Genomic DNA, 24,252 nt, shown 5'->3' with positions numbered 1-24,252 from the left:
CATGACTGACCAGTGGGACCTCGCGACGGCGACCCTGGCCGGCGTCGCCGATCATCGTGCAATCCTCCGGGGGCCGTATCGGCGACTCGTGGATGCCTGGCTATCGGAGAAACCCGGTGCGGACATCGGCGGCGACATCGCCGCATTGGTAGGGCAAATCCTCCGTCACCGGCGCGGCACCTCCGGGCAGTCGAATCACTTCATGGTTCTGCCACTCGATGAGCGGGGCATTTCGGTCGACCCCCTACGCAGGGCCTACCTGGAGGTCAGTAGATTTGGCCTGCAAGAGCACCGGGTGTCACTGGGTCAAGACTGGGCGCCCAACTGGCTACTCGGCGACGCTCGCTGGATCGAGTTGGCCTGCACCAGTCCCGACGACTTCCACGGTCCTGCGGGAGTAGTGTCCACCTCGGCGCGCCACGACAAGGGGGTACCGGTGGACCCTGCAGTCGCCGCAGTTGCGGGCATCGACGCGTACCGCTCGCGCAGCCAAGCGAGCGCCGTCCGTGCGGCCTCTCTCGCCGATCCGGCGGACACCCTTCACGTAGTGCTCCCGACCGGGACCGGCAAATCACTAGTAGGCATCACCCCCGGACTCCTGGCAGGCAAAGGGGTGACAGTCGTCGTGGTGCCGACTATCGCACTTGCCCTCGACCAGGAGCGACAACTGCGCAAACGCTTTCCCCGCCAAGGGCTGCCGAACGAACTGGCCTACTTCGGGGACAGGTCCGCCGTGGAAAAGGAGGCGATCAAGGAACGTCTACGCGACGGATCGCAGAAGGTCCTTTTCACCTCCCCTGAGGCCCTGGTCACCGGTCTCGCCCAATCACTGCGACACCTCGCTTCCAGGGGCACATTGAGCCACATCGTAATCGACGAGGCGCACCTTGTTCGCTCATGGGGCTTGAGTTTCCGCCCAGAGTTCCAAGTCGTCGCATCCCTGATCGCGGAACTGAGGGACGTCGCGAAAGCACAGGGTGTCGCTCCGCCGCGCGTTTCACTGCTAACCGCGACCTTGTCGCAGCAAGGCCTACTGCTGAACGATCAGTTATTTGCCGGGTCAGGCACATCTCTATTCGTCGGCTCAACGTTCCTACGCACGGAGATCCGCTATCTGTATACCCCGCCGGTCTCAGTCGACCAGCGACTCGACCGAGTGGTGGAGGCATTGCACCATCTCCCGCGGCCGGCCATTGTCTACACAACGAAGAAGGAGTCGGCCGAGGTGATCGCCGAACGACTCCGGCAAGCAGGATTTGCCCGGACGGCGGTCTTCCACGGCGACGTCCAGGCGCAAGAGCGACTGAACATCTTGCGCGCATGGTCCGGTGACGACGGGCCGACCTCCGTCGACGTCGTCGTCGGAACCAGCGCATTCGGCCTGGGGGTGGATCAGAGCGATGTTCGCACGGTGCTCCATGCGTGTGTGCCAGCCTCGGTCGACCGCTTCTACCAAGAAGTCGGACGCGGGGGCCGGGACGGACACGCTGCGCTGTCGGTATGGATGCCGAGCACCACGGATGCCCAGGAGGGTCGCAACATCGAGAACGCCACCGTTCTCGGTGACACGAAGAGTTGGGGACGTTGGGAGGCTATGCGAACAGCCCGCGTAGCGGACGATCCCGCCCGGCGCGCGTTGGTGCTGGACACGAGCACTGTCCCTCCCTGGCTCGAGTACCCGTCGGACAGCAATCAACTCTGGAACCGCAACACGTTGGTCCTTCTACAGCGTGCCGGCGTTCTCGACATCGCGGACACTCCCCCACCTGCGCTGGAGCGCGGTGTTGACGAACTTGAGACCGCCTGGAAGGCGCGGACGGATGCAGCCTGGGCCGAGTACGTCAAACACGCCACTGTGCGCATCCGGCCAGAAGTGGCGAACGTCAACGAAGCCGCCGTCGTCGCTGCGATCGACAAGGTACGCAAAGAGATCCGGGACTCGGAGGTGGGTTCGCGCGATCGCATCGAGCGCATGTTCAAGTTGGAGGACTGCTGGGGCTCGATCCTGAGCGAGGAGTACGAATATCAAGATATTGGCCCGATGCATGCGCACCAAGTCGTCGCACCTGCATGCTCGGGATGTCCCGCTGCCGGCCATGTCTCGGAGCCGTCTTGCCGGGCTGCGCGACCTATCGTGTCGGAGGCGTCCCTTCCCGATCTGAGTCGACCGGTGAGTCCGGCATTGGACGCGATGGCCAACGGGAGTCGGTCCCTGGTAGTCACCTACCCCGAGGGAGATCTCCGGCTCCACTTGGCGGAACTTGTCACCAAAGCCGTCACACATGGGGTCCGAGGGATACTCGCGTCGACCAGCCTCGTGAATCTACCGGCGGTGACCAATGCAAGTCGCTCGGCATCGGAGGGACTCGTCGCGATCGATCCGATCGTCATGGGTCCCCCCGTCCAGTTCGCGGTTCCGACGCTGGTACTCCTGGGTCCCACCGACCCGCCACGGTTGAGTTGGCTCGCCGGGACGACCGGTGCCCTCCGGATCGTCGTGCTGCCAGAAAGCACCCCCGATCCCGAGTACCCGGATCAGATCGTCAAGAACATTCGCGTCCCGCACTGGTCGCTCTCTTACTTTCTCAGGAGCATTTGATGGCAGTACTTAACCCGCCCCGGACGCTACCGGGCCTCGGTCGGGCAATTGTGAACCACCTCCTCGACGCCCGCCGTTCATCCAGCGAGGAAGACCTCGTGGCTGCGTTCAAGCCGGAGGGCATGAACGCGGGCACTGAGGCCGCGGGTGGCCTAAGAAACACCATTTCGTCACTGCGGGCCATCAACGTACTTGATACAAACACCGACGGAAGCCTGCAACTCGGCGCACGGGTCCCGGCCCCGAAGGGTCCGTTCAACGTCACTCAGTTCCGGCGGATGCTCCAAACACGGGTTTTCGACCTCGGTCGGGACGGAGATGTCTGGATAACTCAGCCCGGCGACGGTCACACGAGTGGCGCCCGCGACCTTAACCGTGCATTGACCTGGGTGATGGCGCAGGATGCTCTGGGCCAACCCCTATCCTGGACGGCGAACCTGCAGACCCTGCAGTCCGGACAGTTCGGCACGAACGATCGGGAGACCTGGGCGATCGTCAACGACACTCGCTGGGTGGCGGCATCCCGGTGGATCCTGGCTCTTGGGCTTGCCACACCGTCCGTCATGAAGGATAGGGCCGGCGTGGTGCCACTTCCGGTGACCGCAGTGGACGACGCCCTGGCGAACATGCCGGAGGAGCGCATCGGAATTCACGACCTATTGGCGCGGATCGGGCAAGCACTGCCGGTCCTGCATGGCGGACCAATGCGCGCTGGTCTCGTCTCAATACTCGGCGCCGACCCCGACCCGGGCATCGAAGCGGAGTGCACGGATAGTTCTGTGGGACAGTCGTTGCGCATTCTCGAGGAGCGTGGGCGAGTGACATTCGAGACGCTCCCGGATGCGCAAGGCATCCGCTTGTCCCGGTTCGACGCGGCGCGCCAAACGCACGCGATTGTCAAGTCCGGAGGTATAGCGTGAGTTGGCGCGGCACCCTCCCAGCAACGTGCTGGAACGCGAACGAGGCATCGGCCATCATTCCCACCGAGGCGGAGAGGACGTCCAATGGCGTCTTCTTGGCCACTCACAGCACGATCCCTATCACGCAGCGCGACCGGGTCGACAGTACTCACGGGGGCATTGTCGTCGACGAGCAGGTATTGCTGCGCGCAGTCCAGGAACAACCGGCCGATCAACCGATCATTGCGATCCTCGGCACCTCCGGAACGGGCAAGTCCCATCTTGTGCGTTGGCTGCGCCTTCATCTGGACAAAAAGGACACCGTCCGTCAGGTCTTTGTTCCAAAGGCGCGAATGTCCCTGCGCAACATTCTGGAGTTGATTCTCGAGCATGCGACCGGCGATCGGGCCGACGAACTACGCGCCAAGGTCTCGACGGCAGTCGATGCAGCAGCGGACGAGAAGACTGCGCAACTGAGGCTGCGCAATGCCCTGGCCGTCAACATTGAAACTCGTGGGAAACGATCCGAAGGCTCAGTCGAGGAGATCGAGAGTCGCGCTTATCTCGCCTCACCCGGAGGCCTCCCGGCACTCTTCGGCGACGATGTCTTCCGGAAGCGTCTCCTCGACCAGAACGGTCCCATTGCGCGGCTCGTTCGGGAGAAATTGACGGGCAAGGGCGCCGAAGACAAAGAGGACGCGTTCGGGTTCACGGCCGACGACTTGAAACTCTCTGTAGACGACGTGAACAGGGCGGGTCAGGCGGCACGCGAAGTGGCGGGCGCATTGACCAGCGCGCCGGCTTTTCGCGAACTCGCCGCGACGATGATCAACGAGCAACTCGGCCCGTCCGTGAGCGAGGTCTTTGGCGTAGGCGGCGACGACCTCAAGCAGATCCTGACGGACGTCCGCGTCGAAATGGACAAGCAAGGCCTCGAACTTCAGGTGCTTATCGAAGACTTCTCGATCTTCCAGGGGATCCAGGGGGGCTTGATCGACGCCATCACCCTCATCTCCACCGAGACGCAGAGACTCTGCCCTATGCGCGTCGTGATGGCGGTAACCACGGGATACTTTATCAATCAGATGCCGGAGACGGTGTACACCCGGACCTACCGCGCCTTCGACCTGGACCTTCCGGACGGGATTGATGCCCCGTTCAACCCGGGCAGGTTCGCAAGCCGATACCTCAATGCCGTCCGTGTCGGATCAGCGGAACTAGGCGCCGCGAACGAACGCGGTGACGAACTGGCGAATGCCTGCGAACAGTGCCCTGTCAGCGCCGCGTGCCACGCCTCCTTCGGGGAGGTCGACGGCTACGGACTCTTCCCCTTCAACGCGGTAGCGCTCGACCGATCCATCAAGAGCCAGTCGGCCGACGGGCGTTTCGTAGCTCGCAATGTCCTCACACGCGTCCTACGGCCGGTTTTGCATCGCGATCAGGCAGAGATCGAGCACGGACGCTTCCCGAGCGAGGGCTTCGCAACCGACTTCAGAACCGGTGTCGAGGATCGCTTGGCGAACATCGAGGACCAGGTCAAGTTGCGACCACCGGGAGATGAGGAACTCAACGATCGCCGGGTCCGCCTGGTGCGGTTCTGGGGATCGGGGACCGGGGCCGAGAACCTCGCCCAAACAGTCCACGCCGCCTTCGACATCGCGCCCGTTGTCGGCCTCGGGGAGGCGAAAGCCGCCCCTGCAAGCACCTTGTCGGTTCCGCTGCCGAAGTCCCATTCTTTGGAGCCGGCGCCGGGAGTAACTCGGGTACCGGCACCGCTGACCACACTGGTCGAGCCGAGTCTGGTGAGGGCCACGGACCGTTGGCTCGCCACACAGGCTCAGGAGTATCGCCAGGGTGATATCAACGATCTCCGCAACATCGTATTTAACGCAGTCCGCTCACGACTCGGCTTCGAGGACGGCTTCGGCGGCGACAGTCTCTGGGGCAACGACAAGGCTCTTGCGCCAGGCTTCGAGGCCAGGATGGTTGAGTTTAACCAAGCCAGGCTAGCCTCCGCTGTCCTGCCGATCGACCAGTCAAACGCGGACGACATGCGCGCCCTGCGAGCCCTGGCCTGGGCTCACCACAAGGGCTCCTGGGTAGAAGTTCCAGACGGTGAGAGGTTGCAGCGGCTCGCGGAGATAAGGGTCGAGCGGTGGGCAAGCATGGTCAGCGCGAGGCTGTTGCCACCCGAGCGCGCCGACGAGGATCTCGAACTGGTCCGACTGGTGGAGACACTTCTGACGATTGCCCGTGCCCTCGGAATCTCCGACGCGTTTAAGTCGGATGCAGCCAGCAAGGTCCGCGCCTTGTTCGCATCCGTGCCTTCGCGGCCGGACCCAGATCCGAGGCCTGCCCTGCGTTCGCTGCACGCCTTTCTCGTGGACGGCGCCGCCACTGGCGGTACCGTGCACAGAGTCAGCCGGGCACAACTGCAACAACGACTGCTCCGACACGCGTCCTACAGTCAGGGCTCCGGCAAACCCCTGGCGCTCGACCTCAGCAAGGTGACCAAAGTCGTCCGAAATGGGGCAACGGGCGTGGCGTGGCCCGGATCCACCCCCGAACTAGTCAGGTCCTCTGTCTCGATCCTCGAAGCCCGGATCGCATCGATCGATTCCCTGCACCAGGAAGCCGTGAACCTAGTTCCCGATCTGTCCGATCTCGGTGGCGACATCGTCGACGTGGCCGCAGAACTGTTGGCTTTGGTCAATGAGCGTTCTACGGCAGGCGCACTGCCCGGCGGGATCAGCCCAGCCGATCTGCGGGCAGCCGCCAAGGCCGTGAAACCCGGCGATCAGCGCAGGGTGGAGACGGCTTTCGCGGACCTGAGCAACTGGGACCGGTTAAGCACCGATGAGCGGTTCCAGGTTCTCAATGCTGATTGGGACGGGCCGGCCCGCCGCGTCAACGCCTGGTTGAAGTTGGCGACGCACAGCGTCACGCTCCTCCAGATCAGCCTTCAGAACGGCACTGCGTCCGACGTCGAACGCGAATACGCTGACGCTCGCGATCAGTTGATCGGGGATCTCATCGCGATGGCCGACACGATTGCAGGCGTTGCCGCACCTGCTTCACACCCGGAGGACGAGGCATGAACCTACGCAGAACGATCCAGGACCTGCGCTTGAACGCCGACGTGGCCAATAGTGAGCACCAGGTGATGGTGCGCATCGGACAGTTCGCAGAACTGAGCGGCCGCCTCGGTCGTACCGTGGCCGATTCACCGGCGCTCAACATCGGCCTCGCGGAGGTGCAGCAACTTGACCTGGAGTTGCCGTTCGACCGCGACCAGGAAGCTGCCCAGGTGGCCGAGAGCCTCCGTGCACTGGCCGCGGAACTGCCCACCCTCACGCTCGAACAGGACCTCAACCTCGCCAAAGACCGGGTCCGCTCCGCCGAGAAGTACGTCCGCGAACTTCGGGCCCTCGTCGCTGGCGCCTGGCAAACCCATGTGAACCAGCCCCCTCCGGCCATCAACAGTGACCTGGTGGATGCCCTCGCCCAAGGTGGCGTGGATGTGGAGGAAGTTCGGGACGAACTAGAGCGTGCGCGAGGTCGCCTGCTTGCGATCAGGAGCAGGGCGATCCCGAACGAAGGGGACGTGGAGAAGTTCCGCGACGCCATCGCGGCCATCCACCGCTGCGGCGACAAACTCGGCGAGGTTGTCGACGCCGACATCTCCGACGGCATCGTCGGATCCCAGGAGCAACCCGGAATGCCACTTGCTTGGTTCACACCCGCGCGTCTGGAGAAGCTCGCCGGGCTGGGCATCATTGACCGGTTCCGGGTGCGGCTGCGATGAATCCCGATCTCCTCATCAGGATTCTCGACCGACTGGAGTCGCTCGAGGATCCGCTCCTGTGCTGGGGCGTGGTCGACGGTGGCTTAAGTACCACCGAATTACGCAAGGTCGTGGACGGCGAGCTCGCACGCAGCCAGGAGTGGGACCTGACCGCGGACGACGTCATCGAGGAGATGACCTCGTGCGCGCTCCTGGTGCACGACTCCAACTTCTCGCCCGCACGGTGGCGAACCCGCAACGGCGAGACGATCCGTCTGGTGGCCCGACTCCGACAGTACTTCCTAGACCAGGCCTGGCAATCGGGTACCACTCTGATCTCGGACTTCCGGTATGCGCGACGGCCGCGCTTCTACCCCAAGCGGGACCACCTCTGGGACACGGTCCTCGACGGTGTCGAAGGAGCGACTGACGCACATCGCCGCGTCATCGAGGTGATGACGCAGCGCGACGGGAAACACGACCTGCTGGGCGGGTTCCAGGTCCGCGCCACCCGCCACGTCCTGACGGCGCTGCAGGGTCAGACCACCACCGCAACGGTGGTGGGCGCCGGCACTGGAAGTGGAAAGACCAACGCGTTCTACCTACCAGCATTCAGCTACCTGGCAGGAATCACCGACGCCTCGGCCTGGACTCGCGCGCTGGCTGTCTACCCCCGGACGGAACTCCTCAAGGACCAGTTGGACACGGCGTTCGCGCACGCATGCCGACTCGACACCCTGTGGAAGCAGACGCTTGGGCGATCGATGACAATCGGGGCGCTCTACGGGAGCACGCCCACAAACGCGAAGAACGTGCGGTCGCCTCACCGTGGATGGGTAAAGCGCGCACATGGCATGGCGTCACCCCAGATGCGTTGCCCGGGCAACGGGTACTCGCCGTGTGGAGGTGAGTTGATCTGGCCAAACGAAGACATCGACAGTGGCGTCGAACGCCTGGCTTGCAGCACCTGCCAGCGCTCCTTTGGCCAGGACCAGATCGTGCTCACGCGCCGGAGGATGCAGAGTTCTCCGCCCGATCTCCTGTTTGTGACCACGGAGATGCTCAATCGGGGCCTGTCTGATCTAAACCTGTCGCGGCCCCTCGGCATCGATGCATCTGCCGGCCGCAGGCCTCGAATGATGCTTCTGGACGAGATCCACACCTACGACGGGACGACCGGCGCGCAGGCCGCGATGGTGCTCCGACGCTGGCACCACAGCGTTCAGGCACCCATTACATTCGTCGGTTTGTCAGCGACGCTGTCCAATCCGATCCGGCACATGGCCGACCTGACCGGTGTTGCCGACGAGCAAGTCACAAGTATCACTCCCGATCCCGAGGAGTTGGAGTACGAAGGGGCGGAGTACCTGCTGGCGCTCCGGAGTGACCCCACCAGTGGCGCGTCGGTGCTTTCGACCACAATCCAGACCTCGATGCTGCTCCCCCGCACTCAGGATGAACCAACAAGCCGTGTCTCATCGGGGGTGTACGGGACGAAGGCATTCGTCTTCACCGACGACCTTGATGTCACCAACCGATTGTTCTCCTATCTCCTGGATGCCGAAGGCCAGCGGTACTCGTGGGGTAAGCCCAGGTCCATTAAACCTCCCCTCGCTTCGTTGCGCGCCCGTCCTTCCGGCGGCGATCTGACGCAGCAGCGTCGTGCCGGTCAACTCTGGGACCTACCGAACGTGATCGGGCACAAGTACGCCACCATCGGCGAGGGACTCCGCGTTACCAGGACAACCTCGCAGGACTCCGGTGTCACCGCGGACAGTCAGTTGATCGTCGCCACCGCGTCTCTCGAGGTCGGTTTTGATGACCCTGACGTCGGGGTGGTCATCCAGCACAAAGCGCCGCGAGGGGTAGCGGCGTTCCTCCAGCGCAAGGGCCGCGCCGGTCGCAAGCGCGCCATGCGTCCTTACACCGCCGTGGTGCTGTCCGACTACGGGCGCGACCGAACCACGTACGAGGCGTGGGACAGCCTCTTCGATCCCGTGCTGCCGGATCTGATTCTCCCGATTCGCAACCGTGCTGTTCTGCGAATGCAGGCTACGATCGCGATGGTCGACTGGCTGACAAGCCAACTTCGCCATCAGAACACCCCGAAGACGACGAGCGCCTGGACCGCCCTCGGGAAGAAACCAGCCGACAACTTTGCTCAACCCGGCCGTGAGACCCAACTTAAAGCTGTCCAGATCCTGACCGCTGCTCTCCGCAACCCCGACCGTCAGCGCAGCCTGCACACGTGGGTGCAGAACGCGCTCGGCCTGACCGATGCCGAGACAAATGAGGTCCTCTGGCACCCGCCGCGACCATTGCTGCTAGCGGCCATCCCCACGTTGCGTCGCCGTCTCCTCTATAACTGGGCGGTCGCGGGCCCCAGTTCGGTCAACGAGTTCTGCGACCTTATGGGCGGCAACCCACTGCCCGACTTCTTTCCGGTGAACCTGTTCAGCGAACTTGCGTTGCCCGAGACCTACGTGAGTATTCCGCCGCAGACGGACCGGGAGACCGAACGTGAACTCCAGCCAATGGGGCTCGGCCAAATGCTGCGCGAGTACGCGCCTGGTCGGGTCTCTCGCCGTTTCGCGACCCGGAACCTCGATCACCGGCACTGGATCCCGGTCCCGCTGGGCGTCTCCAACGCTGTACTTGAACTGACGAGTATCTTGCCGGTCTTCGGAGTCGAGGAACCATGCACGATCGAAGTTGACGGCACCCCGACGGTGACGACGGTCGTGCGCCCCGATCGGGCCCTCGTCGAACTGCCGCCTGACTCGGTCAAGGACTCCTCCAACGCGACGATGCAGTGGCGATCGCAGTTTATCGAGACCGGAGCCGGTTTGATTATCCGCGTACCGACCGCCGATCCCGTGGGGCGCCTCATCGAGGACGCCCGCTTTTACCTCCACGCACAGAACGCTCACGTGAACGTCCACCGCGCGGCAGTGAGCGCCGACGCCACACTGAACATGACAGACGGCACCGAACAGCGTGTTCGCTCCCGCTTCACCCTGCAGGGCGAAGTAGCGGCGTTGGGCGCAACATTCGACGTTGACGGTCTACGGATTCGCGTTGCGCTCCCGCATGACATCACGGTGGCAGAGAGCCTCCTGCCTGGACTGCGTAGCGCTTGGTTCAAACACGTCCTGCTCGTCGACACGGCGCTTCTAGCTTGGCTCAGCCATTTCCGCATCGACTGGCTCCATCAATGCCTTGAGGCGATGCTCCTGACCACCGCCGTCCGCGACAGGATCACCCTTGCAGAGGCTTACGACGCCGTGCATGACTCGCTCGACGACAGGCTCGACGAAACCCTGGATGCAATGTTTAGGAGTTCAGATGCCGTCGAACCAGACTTGGCCACGCTATCGAACATGGGCGCGCGGCTGAAGGAAGCACTAAAGAACCCAGCCATCGTGGCTCGTCTCGACGCCTTGGCACCGCAGTACTGGGATCCAGAGCCCGTGGCATTCAACCGGTGGCTTCGGGAGCGGACACTTTCCACGATCGGTCACGCGACGCTCGCAGCAGCTCGCCAAATCTGCCCCGAGCACGACCCCGAGAGCGTGATCGTCGATATCGAGCCCGGATACGACTCGGACAATCAACCGAGGACAGACGAGATCTGGTTGACCGAGTCATCAATCGGTGGCGGCGGCTTCATCGAGGCGCTGGCCGCACGCGTTCGCCCCGATCCGCGTCGCTTGCTCCGGCTCATTTTGCGAGCGACCCAGCCCAGCATCACCGAGCTTGTCGACAGTCATCTCCAACGCGTGATCGAACTGACCAGCACGGACACCACCTGGTCCGGTCTCGTCAACGACTTTCGCTCGGCGCCCGACCAAGCAACGCGTGTTGCGGCGCTCGGACGGATCCGGGATGCCCTTCGCCAATCGGGGATCTATGGAGCTGAACAGTCGGTGGTGTCCTCGCTCGCGAGCCGCATCCTGCGGCCGGGTTCGACTTCGGCAACCGACACCACCTTGGCAACGATGACGACGGAGTGGAAGGCGGAGGAACGACGTCTCGGTGTCGAGATCCCTCCCCGAACCTGGGCCTATCTGATGCGTACCCGATCCGAACTGGACGTAGGACTCGTTCTCGCGGGCGGCGGAACCGACCGTCAGCGCATGGACGCCGTGCAGAGTCTGCTCTGGCCCCGTGGGTGGCAACTCCGGGCCGATCAGCTCCATGCTTGGAATCCCTTCGCTGAAAACCTACCAGCCGCCCCCGAGGTGTTGCGCTCGGTCGCTTCGGCCGGCGAGTCACCCCTTCCGCTGACCGCTGGGTCTGGAGCGCAGGTCCGAAAGGTTCTGGCCCAGCGGGGCTCGACACAGCTCCTCGCGACCCCGGGACAGGCACGGGACCTAGCAGACCTGCTCGTCGACCTGAGTACAGCACCGGTGGTGACGGAGTACCTCAATGTGTACCCACGCGTGGTGGAGATCGACCATCGGGCAAACGGCGACGTGGTGGTCGCCTTGGAACTCGCGGAGATCTCAGCATGAGAAGGATTACGACCTCAGGTCGCGGATACACCCGCGCGCTCAATGACCTGATGCAGAATCTCCTCGTCACCGAACTACTGGTGCCGTCCGGGCAACTCTGGGTGCTATCGCCCTGGATCTCGGACATCGAGGTCATCGACAACACCGCGGGCCAGTTCAAAACCGTCCTGCTCGGCCTCCCGTCCCGCAAGATCCGCTTCACCGAGGTTCTGATAGAACTGGCCCGCAGAGGCTGCGACGTCCGAGTCCTCACGCGCGATGTCGAGAGCAACGTCGTCGCGCGGCAACGACTCGAGAATATCGGCGGTCTGGGCGCCAAGCCCACGGTGAGAATTCATCCCCACCTGCACGACAAGGGCATCCTTGGCGACCGGTTCCACCTACAGGGCTCCATGAACTTCACCTACTTCGGGCAGACGGTCAACGCTGAAGGCGTCACACTGACCCGCGACCCCCACAACATCGCCGAAGCGCGAATCACCTACAACGCTCTGTACGAGAGTAGTGTCAGCCGTGGTGACTGAGGAGTTCTTTGGCGAGGGTAACGATGTCGACCCCGCCCGCCTTCAACCCGAACAAGAGATGTCGATCGAGAGTTGGCTCGATGCCATCAAACGCAAGAAGATCGCGTTCCTTCCGCGGGTGACTGCGGGAAAGTTGTACTGGTACGCCTTTGCCCCCACGATGCGGGAGCAGAAAGAGTTGCTCACGCTCATCGACGCCTGGGTAGGTCCGACCTTCAGCGACCTCCCTAGGAGCAGAGGACGTCTTTACCCGCATGATCCATTCGACACGGCGTTGGCGGCCGACGGCGTCCCCCCATTGCGGTTTGAGGTGCTCCCGCGCGGCAACGGCGCGGCCCGCGACGAGGTGCGTCAGACGCTGCTCGTTCTCTCCAAACTGGTCTGGAATCGCCCTCGCTCGGAGTTCGACACCCCGCGCACCACCATCGAGGTTATCGACGATCTCGGCCACGCGATCGCCGCCCGGGACCGGCGGATTGCACTCGCTTGTCTTCGCGAACTCAAAGCCTCCGCTGATCTCGACCATTCGAATCTTGCCTTCCTCCGCATCCGGGTCTACGCGGGGCTAGGCGACACTGCTGCGATCTTCACCGACCAGGACCTGGAGCACGTGCTTCAACTGCGTCGACCGATCGGGATCACACGTCTGCTCCAGACCGCTGTCTACGACCGCTACCTTGCGTCCGCGGACAACTCCGGCGACGCATCGGCCCTTCTGGAAGCGGCCACACAAATCCCTTCGCACCTCCGCGCACTTGCGACAGGTGCCCCAACCGCGACACGACCCGCAGTAGTGGTCGAGTTCATGCTTGGATTGCTGCGGCACGCCCCGTCTCCGACGCTCGAGCGTTTGGCCGGTGAAGCCGAGACCTTGTCGCCTGCCTTAGCCGAGTCCCTCCGACAGTTGTTCGCGCCCGCGCCCGCGGTCGTTGCGGAGTCGGGCGCGGCGCCTCCGCCTGAGGACGCGGAACCCGCACCCGCGACGCCCTTCGGGCCGGACGACGAAATTCACCGACTCATCGACGAGGGCGAGTTCGCCGCTGCGGTGACGACAGTTCTTGCCGGGACAGCGACACCGATGCGGGCCGCCCTTCTGCTCGCCTGCTTCCGGGAGGTGGAGGATCCACAACTCGCCCCGGAAGTTGCGGCCTTCGTCGGGGCCTCCGGCCTCCGAGAGACGCCGCCCAAGGACGATGCCGTTGTACGCGCCGACCTGATGTGGTTTGAAGGGTTTCTTAATCCGCAGCGAAACCTCGGGTGGCACGGTTGGTTCGACGCATTGGAAGCGGGCAACCTCAGGGACGCAGCAATCGACTTCAATCTCACCTCTGAATGGGCGACGCTCGACTATTCCACCGCCGCCGACCGCCTGACCTCCTTGGACGATGAGGCGTTGGCTCAACTTGGTGACCAGGGCGGCGCATTCATGGCGGCGCATTCATCGCTGTTCGCGGATCCGAACGGCGCCGAACTATGCGAACGAGTGCTCGCTGGATTCGCCGTTAGTGAGAAGGGTTCCTTGGGCGTCCGGGTGCAGACCGTCGCACTCCTTGAGTACTTGGCAGCGACCGGACCCGCGGCCGCTGTCCTGACCTCCGCGCTGGAGTGGACGGAGCTCATTGTCGAGGCGGCGACCTCGGCCGTGACCGCCAGTTGGACAGTCGATGTTCTGCAGGCCGCCACCACGAGTCCGCGAGCTCTTGCTCTCGATGCAAAGAGTCGACTGTTCTACCACGCACTTGTCGTGCTACGGCCGGTGAAATCCGGTCTCAGTCTCGCCGACATCGAGGGGCTTCGCCTGGTGGCTGAGGAGTTGGCAACCGCCCTGCCGGACGACTTTGAGGTCCAGGACTCAGACGCTAACCCTGCGGCCCCCTACCGGTACCTGGAGGATGCCGTCGTCGTCCTTTATTCGCTAACAGAGTCTGCGATTACGCGCGCTGCACAGATTCTGCGTCGTCTCGTTCCAGGTATCGATGTCCGTACGACTTCTGAGCACGACGGAAGCCAGCAATTGGCGGCGCTCAGCGCGCACGCTGATGTTTTCGTCATGGTCGCTGCCTCCGCAAAGCACGCGGCAACAGATTTTATCAAGGAACATCGTGGCGGGCTGCCGATCGTTCAGGTAAACTCGCGCGGCTCCTCGGCAATTCTGCGCGAGTTGGCCGAGGGGTGATTTCTACCGGCTATCACCGTTGGCCGTAGTCAGGGTCGGTAGCCGCCCGGCTCGACGACCTCGGTTCGCAGGCCGAGTTCCTGCAGGTCACGTTGGCCAAACGGTCGAGCCATCACGACGAGGCTGCGCGTCGCGACAACCGGGAGCAGCAGGGCCGCCAGGTCGCGGCGATCCTGGGCTCGTGCGGCGGCTTCGCGAGGACGCGCACGCCGTGCGGCAGCGTGCGGACGTCGGCGGCCACCGGAGCGCAGGATGGCGCGAGCTCGCGGAGGCGCTGGAACGGTTCGGGACCCGGTACTAGTGCTACTTCGCGCCATTCGCCATTCGAATTCCATCCACGCGTGCCAATTTCACCCGCTTGGCCCTCCTACCCAGTGCCAAAGGACCGTACATTCAGGCTCGCAGACTCACCCAGCGACCATGGAGGCACCGTGTCGGCGACCGCGACCGAGAACGCACCGAACGACCCCGATGACGCCACCGATTCCCGGGTAGAGAGGGTCGCAGCTCGGCTGACCGCGCTGGTCGGTTCGGTCGTCGCCGACGGAGTGGGTCCGGTGTCCGGATCCGTCGAGTGGGCGGAGTCGCGTCTGGCTCGTGTCCAGAAGGAACGGTACGACCCGAGCAAGAAGAGGCAGAGAAACCCGGACGAGGACGTCGAGGAGGTCGAACGCGTCATCAAGCGCCTCGTCATCGAGTCGACGCAGGCTGCAGGCGCGAACGGCTTCGTCACCGGCCTGGGTGGGCTTGTCGCCATGCCGGTCACGATCCCCGCCAACATGGCCGGTGCGCTGATCATCAATGCGCGTCTTGCCGGCGGCATCGCCTATCTGCGCGGCTACGACCTGCACGATCCGCACATCCTCACGATGGTCACTCTCGTGTCTGCGGGCTCGACCGCACAGCAGGTGCTCAGTGCGTTCGGCGCCAAGGTCGGACAGCAGTTCGCGATGGAAGCCATCAAGGCGATCCCCATCAGCGTTCTCAGGCAGGTCAACAAGAAGGCGGGGTTCTTTCTCGTCGCCAAGTACGGGACGCAACGGGCAGCGATCACGCTGGCCAAGGTGCTGCCCATCGTTGGTGGAGTCGTCGGCGGCGCGGTGGACGCTACGCTCACTCAGCTCATCGCGCGCACCGCGAAGTCGCTGTTCCCACGCGACATTGACGACATGCCGGAGCGAAAGCCAAGAAGGCGTCGCCGTGACGAGACGGCCGACGAGGTCGCGTGACCTCTGGTCCTGCCCCTGTCGGTCCGCTTACCCCCACTCCTGCGGCGCGAACTGCGACAGCGTGAGCTGCGCCCCCTGCGGGTCGCGCACCACGGCCTCGCGCGTCCACTCGTTCTCGCTCGTCGACAGCACGACCCCACCGGCCCGCTCGGCCGCTGCCGCGCTCTCGTCACGGTCCGCGACGGAGAACGCCACGTCCCACCGAGCCGGCCCCTCGACGCGCGCGATCCCGGCCGCGACGTCGGCGAACCCTGGCGGCGCGAACTCCTGCCGTTCGAAGATCCCGGGGTCGATGGTGTGCGCGAGGTGGTCGCCGTACCCCGGGACGCGGAACATACCGGCGCCGAGCGCGGGGTCGAGCTCCCAGCCGAGCAGCGGTCCGTAGAAGTCGAGGGCCCGGTCGGGGTCGGGCGTGAGGAGGTTGCTGAAGTTCCAGGTGCCCGGCTCGTTGACGCGTTGCGCCCCGAGGCGCGTGCCCGCCTGCCACAGCCGGAACCGCGCACCTTGCGGGTCCTGGACCGAGGCCATGCGCCCGGGCGGGCCCACCGTCTCAGGCCCGGAGAGCAGCACGCCACCGTCAGCGGCGACCGCCCCGGCGGTGGCGCCGACGTCGTCGACCGCGACGTAGGTGATCCACTCGGGCGTCCCGTCACTGCCGTCCGGCGGGGAGGCGATCGCCGCGACGTCCTGCCCGTCGAGCGAGGCGACGACGTAGCGCCCCGGCGCGTCGGGCGGCATCTTGTCGGTGAACGTCCACCCGAACAGGGCGCCGTAGAACGCGGTGGCGGCGTCGACGTCGGGCTGCTCGGTGTCCACCCAGCACGGCACCCCGTGCGGGTACGTGCGGGGCTGCGTCGGTGAGGTCATCTCTGCCTTCCCGGCCCCGCCGGGTGCGGGGCCTCCCGCGTTCCACCTTCCCAGCCGCCGCCGACACCGGCCTCTGGGGACGACTGTCCGGTCAGTCGGCGTCGTCGATCTCCTCGAACCGCAGCGTGACCTCGCCACGGACCGTGCCTTCGCTCGCCCGGATCTCGTCGAGGTGCAGCGTCCCGACGCCGTCGAGCTCGAACGCGTCCCCCTCGTCGAGCACGACGACGGCCTCGTCCGAGGGGGTGCGCAGCGCGAGCTGCGCGAGGGGCGTGCCGTCGACGAGGCCGACGCGCATGATCCCGACCCGCAGCACCCCGAAGGTGGGTTGCGAGCCCTGCCGAGCATTCCTGACCGTTGTCACAGGTGGGTCCTATCGGGTGGAGGGGACGGCGTAGACGGTGTCGAAGTTCTCCTTGTACTGCTTCTCCGTGAGCCACATGTCGCCGACCTTGTCGGACCCGTCGTTCTGCAGGTGAGCGCCGGGTCCCCACGGGTTGATGACGTGGACCTTGAGCTCGCCGTCGCGCTCCTCGACCTTGTCCACGATGTACGCATGGTTGGGCACGACCCGGGAGTCGTCGACCTCGTCGCCGAACGGCCACCACGACGGCTCGTCCTCGGTCCCGAGCGCGACCGGGCCGTCGGCGAGACGGTCCTTGAGGTCGGAGAGGTTCCCCTCGCCGGTCTTGGAGGGGGTCGCACCGGTGATGGCCGCGAACGCATCGCTCGAGTAGCCGCCGTCGATGTCGTCGTAGCTCCCGCCCCAGTACTCGGCGGCCGCCTTCTCGTAGATCGACGCCCAGCTCGGGTTCCCGCTCGGGTCCATGACGCCGTCCTGCGCGACCTCGGGCTCGACCGTGATCTCGACGGGGTCGCCGTCCTTGTACATCGTCACGGTCCACGTCCCGTCGGCGTTGAGCTTCATGTGGTCGCGGATGAACTGGGGGTCGTCGCGGGCGACCGCGCCCAGGCCCGCGAGGAGCCAGCAGTCGCCGAGGCCCTGCTGGTTGATCATGTTCGGGTCGAGCGCCGCGTCGCCGAGCGGGATCGTGGGCGGGACGTCGACCCACGGGCCGTGGCCCGAGAGGTCCGGGTTTCCCGGCCGGTCCTTCCCCCCGTCGCCGGAGCGGTCGCCGCCAGCCCCCGGTTCACCGCCCCGGTCGAGGACCGACCCGCCGTCGGCCGCGCTGGTGCGGGCCTGGTCCTCGGCGTTCCGCCGGAGCACCTCGGCGTTGTCGCGGAGCGCACCGAGGCAGGAAGCGAGCGCGGGAGCCAGACGCCGGGACCAGTCCTGCCGGAACTCCTCGGCGTCGGGCCCCACCCAGCCCGTGGTGGCGACGATCCCGTCGACCTGCCGCCGGGCCGTCTCGAGCGTCTCGGCGCTCTCCACGAAGCTGCTGCCGAGCCCTGCGAGCGCCTCAACGTCGGCGCCGAACATGGTGCGCATGTCCCCCCTCGTGGCTGCGGGACCGCCTTGGTCCCGGGCATCGCCGACCCACGCTATCGACCACGCGGCGGGCAGGCCATGGGCAGCGGTCCCCATGCGACCTCACCCGGTCGACGCCCCGTCGCTGCTAGGTTCGACGACGCCGCGCACCTGCGCGTCGACCGACCCAGCGAGGGGGCACCGCGTGAGAGACGCCGGATCGTCGAGGAAGCGGCTGCGTGCCGGCGGGGTGCTGCTGGTGGTGGCCGCCGTCGGGCAGCTCGTCGCAGGGTGCAGCAGCTCTCCCGCCGCGGCTCCGACCGCGAGCACGCCGGGTGCGAGCCCCGCCGAGGCGCTCGACACGTACACGGTGGTGCGCGACGACGTCCTCGCGGCGCTGTCGTCCCTCGACCCGGCCACGCCGTGGGAGTCGAGCGGGACGGCCGGCCTCTCCGAGGAGGGCTCGGCGTGCACCCTGGTCCTGCCGGCCGCCGGCTCGGCGCAGTACCTGTACGTCGAGGGCGACGACTTCGCGGCGGTCCGCACAGCCCTGGACCCCGTCCTCGCGCAGCACGGGTTCGCCGCCCTGGGGCAGACCGTGTTCGCGGACGGCGGGGCGGTCGAGGTGTCGTCGACCGACGACGCCGGGGCCGAGCTCGTCGTGTCGTCCGAGCAGACGTCCGTCGTCCGCCTGAACGCGCCGGTGCTGTCGGAGACGTGCGACGACGCGGAGCTCGAGCCGTCCTAGGGTGCGGGGCGGGTTGCCGCCGGCATCACCCGGCCACCTCCCACCTCACCGCCTTTCCCAACCTCCGCCGCACCGCTTCCCCGCCGACCTGTTCGATCCACTCGCGCGGCCCAACGACGACGAGCAGCGACCGTGCCCGGGACAGCCCGGTGTAGAGCATCTCGCGCGCCCGGGCGACGTCACGGACGCCGTTGACGGCGAGCACGACGACGGGGCGCTCGAGTCCCTTGAACCCGAGCACGTGCCCGTAGAAGACGTCCTCCTCGGCGAAGAACGCGTCCCAGTAGGCGGCGTGCCCGCCTAGCGCGACCTCGTTGACCTGGGCGGGGTGCCGGCGCCCGGTCGCGAGGAGCGTGACGGCTCCGGGGGCCCAGCCTTCGTCGAGCAGGGCGTCGACGGCGTCGTCAGCGGCAGCGACGGCCTGCTCCGCAAGGACGTCGACCAGGCGCACGGGTGGTCCGTCCATGCCGCGTGGACGGAGCAGGTCCTCGGACAGGGCGCCGAAGACCTGGGCGATCTGCTTGGTCGAGCGCAGGTTCTCGTCGAGGGTGACCTGGACCAGCTCGATCGGCACGTGCCCCTCGCGGGGGAAGACGCGTTGGGCGTCGTCCATGAAGACGTAGAGGCCGCTCTTGTCGGGGTCACGCAGGCACCTCATGAGCGAGGGCCACCAGAGGTCGCCGAAGTCCTGGGCCTCGTCGACGACGACCGCGTCGAACAGGTCGGCCGGTGACCGCTGGGCCGCGAGCTCTCCGAGGGCGAGCGGAAGGTGCCGTTCCCAGTAGTCGCCGTCGTCGTCCGCGCCTGCTGCGGCGCCCCAGGCGCGCGGCAGGTCGTGGAAGAGACCCACGTAGGTGGGGCGTTCGCGCACGGGCCAGGTCGCGACGACCCGTTCGAAGTACCGTCCGAGCCCGCGCGAGTAGCACAGGAGGGCGACGGACTCCCCGGCGCGCGCCCGCCGTCGGGCCTGTTCGAGCGCGAGCCACGTCTTGCCGGAACCCGCTCCGCCCACGACGCGCAGCCGCCGGGCCTCGCGCAGAAGGTCGAGGATGCGGCCCTGGTCGCGCGTCATCTGCTCGAGCCTGTCCTCGTGCGCTGCGGCCGCGGCGAGGTGCTCCGCCTGGCTGGGGAAGCCGCCCGCGAGCGCCTCGACGACCTCCTCGAGATCGGTGTCGGCGAGCGGCCCGTGCCCTTGGCCGTGCCGGGTGATCGCGTTGCGCACCCGTTCGGCGAGCCCATGCCCGCGTTCGAGGTCCCCTCGGTCGACGATCATGTCGCGGGGCAGATCGAGCGCCGCCCAGTCGGGTCCGACGTACTGGTGCGGGAACGCGACGAGGTGCGCGGTCCGGGACTCGGCGGCGAGCAGGCCGCGGTGCCGCAGCAGCGCCTGGAGTGCGTGCCGCGCCCCCTGCACCTGCCCGACCGGGTCGATGCGGTGCCGCTGGTCCCCGTTCCCCTGGTACCAGGTGCCGTCACGCCGTTCGATGTGCCCGCCCTTGACCTCGATCGCGGCGATCCCGAACCCCGGCCAGGCGACGAGAAGGTCTATCTCGTACTCCTGCTCCTCCTCCTGGAGGCGCAGGCCGTGGAAGACCACGGCGTCGTCGGGCAGCTGCGCCAGGAGCGCTTCGTGGAGGGTGCGCTCGGCGCCCCCGTCGGGCGGGTAGGCGGGTTCGGTCGGGAAGGTGCGGGGCGGCATGGCTCTGGTGTACCGGACCTGCCCGACGGCGTCACGCCCCGCGGGCGGACACGTCGCCCTGGTCACGGCTTTTCACCCGTTCGCATGGCTTCGTGGATGAGCGCGACGGCGACGACGTCGTCGAACCAGGAGGTGGGCTTCTCACGGACGACGACGGCCTCGACCCTGCCGGGTTGGACCTCGATCCCTGCGCGCAGGCGGTCGGAGACGGAGCGCAGGTCCCGGGGCACGAGGGCTTCCCACTCGGCGAGCCGGACGTACACGAACTGGGGGTCGAGCGGTGCGAGGCCGTCGCGCTGGACGGCGGGGTGCACGGACTGACCGACGGGATCGATGCGCCCGATCAAGCCCGTGTCGAGCTGGAACGGCCGAGCCCCTCGCGCGACCACCTCGGTGAACATCCCGTGCCACCTTCGAGCGGTCTGCGGTGTCGTGACGACGGTGTTGCCCTTCGGAATGTGGCGCACGACGCGGTCGAAGGCCCCGGTCATGTCGGCGGCTGCCCGCTCGAGCATCGCGAAGACCTCGTGGCAGGTGACGCACGGCGCGGTGAACCCGGTCGTGACCCCTCGCCGGAGCTCGCGGGCGTTGCGCCGGCACACCACGCAGAGCACCGAGGGGACGATGCCGCAGCCTTCGGCCCGATCGAACGGGGTCTGTGCAACCGGGTGCCGGAAGCACTGGATGGGGAAGGCGTCGTCCCCGACGATCGCCTCGCATGCGTCCTCCAGCAGGACCTGCCGGAGGGTGACCTGGGCCGTGCAGGCGGTCTGGGGGCTGACCTGGTCGGGGGCGGGGTTCGGGTTGATGAACGGTTCGATCATGCTTCTTCCTTCGTCGAGGAAGGGGGCCGACCAGCACCGAAGTCCGGGCTGGTCGACGACCCTGCGCTTCCCGCTACCGATCGGCAGCGGGCGGGTCTTCCTCCTGGAGCACCGTGCGCAGAGAGCGCGGTTGCCGGACCGGCACGCGGAGGGCGTTTCGCCGGTCACTCTTGACCTGGGGCATTTGTACTAGAACCCCGTGGTTGTGCGCAAATCGGGCGACGGTGGCCCGCACCGGGGGCGGACCGTCCGTCCCCCGACACTGCGCCCCTCAGCCGCCTACGGTGAGCAGCGCCAGGCTGGGGTGCTCGCGCAGCGCACGTTCACCGTGGGTCCGGTAGAGCGTCATGACGGCCACGAAGGGTGCATGATCTCCGGTGAGCAGGAGCGGTTCCGCCTCGGAGAACTGGCAGACGAGCCCCCAGCTCGTGGGTTCCGGGAAGACGGCTGTCATCGACGCGTAGTCGAACGAGAGCCACCGGCCTCGCGTCTGCACGAGAAGTCGGTGATTGCTCACGACGAGCCTGCTGATGCACTGCTCACGCCATTGCTGCCGAGCCTTGTTCCGGGCGGCAGTGCGCTGAGCGCCGTTGGAGAGCGCGGTCACGGCCAGGCCTGCGGCGACGAACAAGGGTCGACCGTAGAAGAAGCCCGATGTCTGCGAGTAGCTGACGTCCGTGCCGTAGTACCGGGCATAGCCGATGGGGACGTCGCAGAAGTACTCCTCGTTCGCGTACGGGACGACGTCCCAGACGGCCAGGGTCGCAGGTACTTCTCCCGCGAGGAGCTGCTGGCGCAGCGCCTGGGCGTCCCGCCACCCGCGCGCGGACGCGTCGCGCCGTCGGATGTCGATGAGCTCGGCCGCGCGGAACCGTCCCGTGCTGCGCCGGTGATCGCGATACGTCGCGGAGGCCTTGACGACCGCAAGGACGACGAGGGAGATCGGCGCGACGACGGCGCCCAGGAGGAGCAGGAGCATGACGAGCAAGGTCGAGCTGTCCGTCTGTTCTCCCCGGTCGAGGGCAGCGATGCCCGCCATGCAGCCGACGTAGGCGATCGGTGCGAGCACGAGCGGCACGGCCCAGCGAACGTGCCGCCTGACCGCCCCAGCTTTCGGTGCCGTCCGCGGATCCTCCATCGAAGCCCCCTGCCTCGTCGACGGGCGTGATGGTCTTCAGCCCGAACGATCGGGAAGACTACCCGACGAGGTCGGCCGTGACCTGCCACGGACGTCGCTCACGGCCGCAACACCGCACCGTCACCTCACAGCCGCCCCTCCCCCGCCTGCGCGGCCGTGAGGTAGCAGTACCAGCCGGGGGTGCGGGCGCCGTCGGACTGGAACGTGATCTTGTTGACGACCCCGTTCCGGTTCGTGATGGCCGACCACACGAGCGGGCCCCGCGCCGCGTGCGCGAGGAGCTGCTCGACCGCGCCGCGCGACGTGTCGGCGTTGAGGAACACGTCGTGGCCCGCGACCTGGGCGTCGATGAGCTTGCGGCCACCGTAGGTCGCGCGGTCGCCGATGCTCGTGGCCGACGTGGTGTCGCGCCACTGCGTGAGCCACGCGACGAGCTCGCTCTCGGTGAGCCGTGCGGTCGGCACCGCGGGCGGTGCGGCCGGGCGCGCCACCGCGGGCGCCGGCCGGGCCGTGCGCACACGCCCGGCGGGCGAGCCGTTCCCCGCAGCCAGGTCGCGCTCGGCGGTCGTGAACCCCGCGAACGTGTCGCGGGCCACGGCCGGCGCGGCGCCGTCGGCGACCCCGGTGCGCAGGCGGGCCATGCTCGCCGACGCGGCCCCGTACGCGGCCCCTGCCGAGACGCCCTCGTAGGTCAGCGACCGCTCGCGGGCGACACCGATCGACTCTCCGACCTCGATCGCGTCCTGGTTGGCCCCCATGTAGAGGAACGTCCAGCCGAACACGGTCTCGCGCTCCGTCACGAGCGCCCTGATCGCGGCGTGCGTGTACTCCTTCGAGGCGTTCTCGTGGCCGTCGGTCATGATCCCGACGATCACGGTCGCAGGCCGCTGGTCCTCGGGCAGCTGCGCGATCCGCACGCTCGTCGAGTGGACGAGGCGCGCGATCGAGTCGAGCAGAGCCGTCGTGCCTCGGGGCTGGAGGTCGAGCGACGGGACGGTGGCGACGTCCCGGTCGGCGTAGACCTCCTCGTACTCGCTGTCGAACTGCGCGAGCGTCACGGTGCAGCGCCCCGTGACACCGCGCTGCTCGAGCATGAACTCGTCGAAGCCCGCGATCGTCGCGGCCTTGATCGACTGCATGGAGCCCGACCGGTCGAGGAGCATCGACAGGTGGGTGGAGGTGGCGTCGGCCATGGAGTACTCCTCGGGTCGTGGGGCGGTGCGGCTGATGGTGCGCGAGAGGGAGTGGATCAGGTGCGGCGGCGGAAGCGGAGCGGCGTGGTCGCCTCGGGAGCGGCACTCACGTGCTTCCCCTGCTCGACGTCGTAGCGCGCCCTGGTCACTCCCTCTGCCGTCACGCGGTCGTCGGGTCCGCGGTAGGAGCCGAGCGCCGCGGTGCGGGCGACGCGGGGCGGGACGGTGTTGGGTGCGACTCCCGCGTCCGCCGCGACCGAGCGGAGCGAGTGACCGGCGAGCAGGGCCTGAGCCATGGCCTCGTCGAGCGCGGCGTCGAGCTGGACGCGCGCCTCGGCGAGAGCCGCGACGGCCTCCTCGGGAGCGAGTCCGGCCGCGGCCTCGAGGGCGGCGCGGGCCGAGGCCAGGCTCGGCAGCCCGTCGGTGCGGTGCGGTGCGTTCTTGTCGGAGGCCATGCCACGAACGTAGTGCACCAAGTGCACATGTACAATAGATGCACACAGGCAGTTGCTGCACGACGAGGCCATGTCGCCGCGCCTGCAGGGTGCGACTACCCAGAGGGGTGTTTTCTGCGCAGCCACCACAATTGTGGCGGCTACACAGAAAACACCCCCGCCCCCAGGCGCCCG

Annotated in this window: 17 protein-coding genes and 1 riboswitch; of the genes, 9 read left to right on the top strand and 8 right to left on the bottom strand. The window is 66.7% G+C overall.

All coding sequences use genetic code 11. The features are described from left to right. The first annotated feature begins 1 nt into the window (after position 1). From dpdF to ACFWGN_RS03940, 8 genes are all read left to right on the top strand, one after another. Positions 2-2,599 carry a protein DpdF gene (gene dpdF / locus ACFWGN_RS03975; protein ID WP_377615769.1) on the top strand — a complete coding sequence of 866 codons (2,598 nt, stop codon included), beginning with the start codon at positions 2-4 and terminating at the stop codon, positions 2,597-2,599. Further along, positions 2,599-3,519, top strand: a complete 921-nt coding sequence (gene dpdG / locus ACFWGN_RS03970) for a protein DpdG (protein WP_377615768.1) — start codon at positions 2,599-2,601, stop codon at positions 3,517-3,519. The genes dpdF and dpdG overlap by 1 nt, the downstream gene beginning before the upstream one ends. Continuing rightward, positions 3,516-6,596 (top strand): protein DpdH, encoded by a 3,081-nt coding sequence (gene dpdH / locus ACFWGN_RS03965; protein WP_377615767.1) that lies wholly within the window; start codon positions 3,516-3,518, stop codon positions 6,594-6,596. The genes dpdG and dpdH overlap by 4 nt, the downstream gene beginning before the upstream one ends. Then, positions 6,593-7,303: a hypothetical protein gene (locus ACFWGN_RS03960; RefSeq protein WP_377615766.1), complete on the top strand. Its 711-nt coding sequence runs from the start codon at positions 6,593-6,595 to the stop codon at positions 7,301-7,303. Before dpdH ends, ACFWGN_RS03960 begins: the two co-directional genes overlap by 4 nt. Beyond that, the gene (gene dpdJ / locus ACFWGN_RS03955; RefSeq protein ID WP_377615765.1) at positions 7,300-11,796 is read left to right on the top strand and encodes a protein DpdJ; all 4,497 of its coding nucleotides are present in this window, start codon (positions 7,300-7,302) and stop codon (positions 11,794-11,796) included. Before ACFWGN_RS03960 ends, dpdJ begins: the two co-directional genes overlap by 4 nt. Further along, the gene (gene dpdK / locus ACFWGN_RS03950) at positions 11,793-12,320 is read left to right on the top strand and encodes a phospholipase D-like domain-containing protein DpdK (RefSeq protein WP_377615764.1); all 528 of its coding nucleotides are present in this window, start codon (positions 11,793-11,795) and stop codon (positions 12,318-12,320) included. Before dpdJ ends, dpdK begins: the two co-directional genes overlap by 4 nt. Next, the gene (gene dpdD / locus ACFWGN_RS03945) at positions 12,313-14,496 is read left to right on the top strand and encodes a protein DpdD (protein WP_377615763.1); all 2,184 of its coding nucleotides are present in this window, start codon (positions 12,313-12,315) and stop codon (positions 14,494-14,496) included. Before dpdK ends, dpdD begins: the two co-directional genes overlap by 8 nt. Positions 14,497-14,927: 431 nt before the next feature. Continuing rightward, complete coding sequence (locus ACFWGN_RS03940; RefSeq protein WP_377615762.1) at positions 14,928-15,725, top strand: EcsC family protein; 798 nt, start codon at positions 14,928-14,930, stop codon at positions 15,723-15,725. A gap of 27 nt (positions 15,726-15,752) precedes the next feature. Here the strand turns inward: ACFWGN_RS03940 and ACFWGN_RS03935 are convergent, their stop codons facing one another. The 3 genes from ACFWGN_RS03935 to ACFWGN_RS03925 all read right to left on the bottom strand — a co-directional run bounded on the left by ACFWGN_RS03935 (position 15,753) and on the right by ACFWGN_RS03925 (position 18,042). Then, positions 15,753-16,592, bottom strand: a complete 840-nt coding sequence (locus ACFWGN_RS03935; protein ID WP_377615761.1) for a VOC family protein — start codon at positions 16,590-16,592, stop codon at positions 15,753-15,755. Between the two features lie 91 nt (positions 16,593-16,683). Further along, the gene (locus ACFWGN_RS03930) at positions 16,684-16,956 is read right to left on the bottom strand and encodes a hypothetical protein (protein ID WP_157257679.1); all 273 of its coding nucleotides are present in this window, start codon (positions 16,954-16,956) and stop codon (positions 16,684-16,686) included. 9 nt (positions 16,957-16,965) lie between these two features. Beyond that, positions 16,966-18,042 carry a C2 family cysteine protease gene (locus ACFWGN_RS03925; RefSeq protein ID WP_377615760.1) on the bottom strand — a complete coding sequence of 359 codons (1,077 nt, stop codon included), beginning with the start codon at positions 18,040-18,042 and terminating at the stop codon, positions 16,966-16,968. Positions 18,043-18,226: 184 nt separating this feature from the next. On the opposite strand from ACFWGN_RS03925, the gene ACFWGN_RS03920 reads away from it, so the two are divergent. Then, on the top strand, positions 18,227-18,769 hold the full coding sequence (locus ACFWGN_RS03920; protein ID WP_157516473.1) for a hypothetical protein: 543 nt from the start codon (positions 18,227-18,229) through the stop codon (positions 18,767-18,769). A 25-nt stretch (positions 18,770-18,794) separates the two neighbouring features. Here ACFWGN_RS03920 and ACFWGN_RS03915 read toward each other — a convergent pair whose 3' ends face one another. The 5 genes from ACFWGN_RS03915 to ACFWGN_RS03895 all read right to left on the bottom strand — a co-directional run bounded on the left by ACFWGN_RS03915 (position 18,795) and on the right by ACFWGN_RS03895 (position 24,078). Further along, positions 18,795-20,468: an NERD domain-containing protein gene (locus ACFWGN_RS03915; RefSeq protein ID WP_377615759.1), complete on the bottom strand. Its 1,674-nt coding sequence runs from the start codon at positions 20,466-20,468 to the stop codon at positions 18,795-18,797. A 62-nt stretch (positions 20,469-20,530) separates the two neighbouring features. Continuing rightward, positions 20,531-21,292 carry a hypothetical protein gene (locus tag ACFWGN_RS03910; RefSeq protein WP_377615758.1) on the bottom strand — a complete coding sequence of 254 codons (762 nt, stop codon included), beginning with the start codon at positions 21,290-21,292 and terminating at the stop codon, positions 20,531-20,533. Positions 21,293-21,350: 58 nt separating this feature from the next. Continuing rightward, positions 21,351-21,468, bottom strand: a riboswitch (SAM riboswitch). Between the two features lie 95 nt (positions 21,469-21,563). After that, positions 21,564-22,361 (bottom strand): hypothetical protein, encoded by a 798-nt coding sequence (locus tag ACFWGN_RS03905; protein ID WP_377615757.1) that lies wholly within the window; start codon positions 22,359-22,361, stop codon positions 21,564-21,566. A gap of 194 nt (positions 22,362-22,555) precedes the next feature. After that, positions 22,556-23,623 (bottom strand): hypothetical protein, encoded by a 1,068-nt coding sequence (locus ACFWGN_RS03900; protein WP_377615756.1) that lies wholly within the window; start codon positions 23,621-23,623, stop codon positions 22,556-22,558. A gap of 56 nt (positions 23,624-23,679) precedes the next feature. Next, positions 23,680-24,078, bottom strand: a complete 399-nt coding sequence (locus tag ACFWGN_RS03895; protein ID WP_068709938.1) for a hypothetical protein — start codon at positions 24,076-24,078, stop codon at positions 23,680-23,682. Between the last annotated feature and the right edge of the window lie 174 nt (positions 24,079-24,252).

Origin of the sequence: Oerskovia sp. NPDC060338 (assembly GCF_042726295.1) — a bacterium.
Lineage (GTDB): Bacteria > Actinomycetota > Actinomycetes > Actinomycetales > Cellulomonadaceae > Oerskovia > Oerskovia merdavium.
The sequence above is the reverse complement of the archived record's forward strand: the minus strand, read 5'-3'. Positions and strand labels throughout refer to the sequence as shown.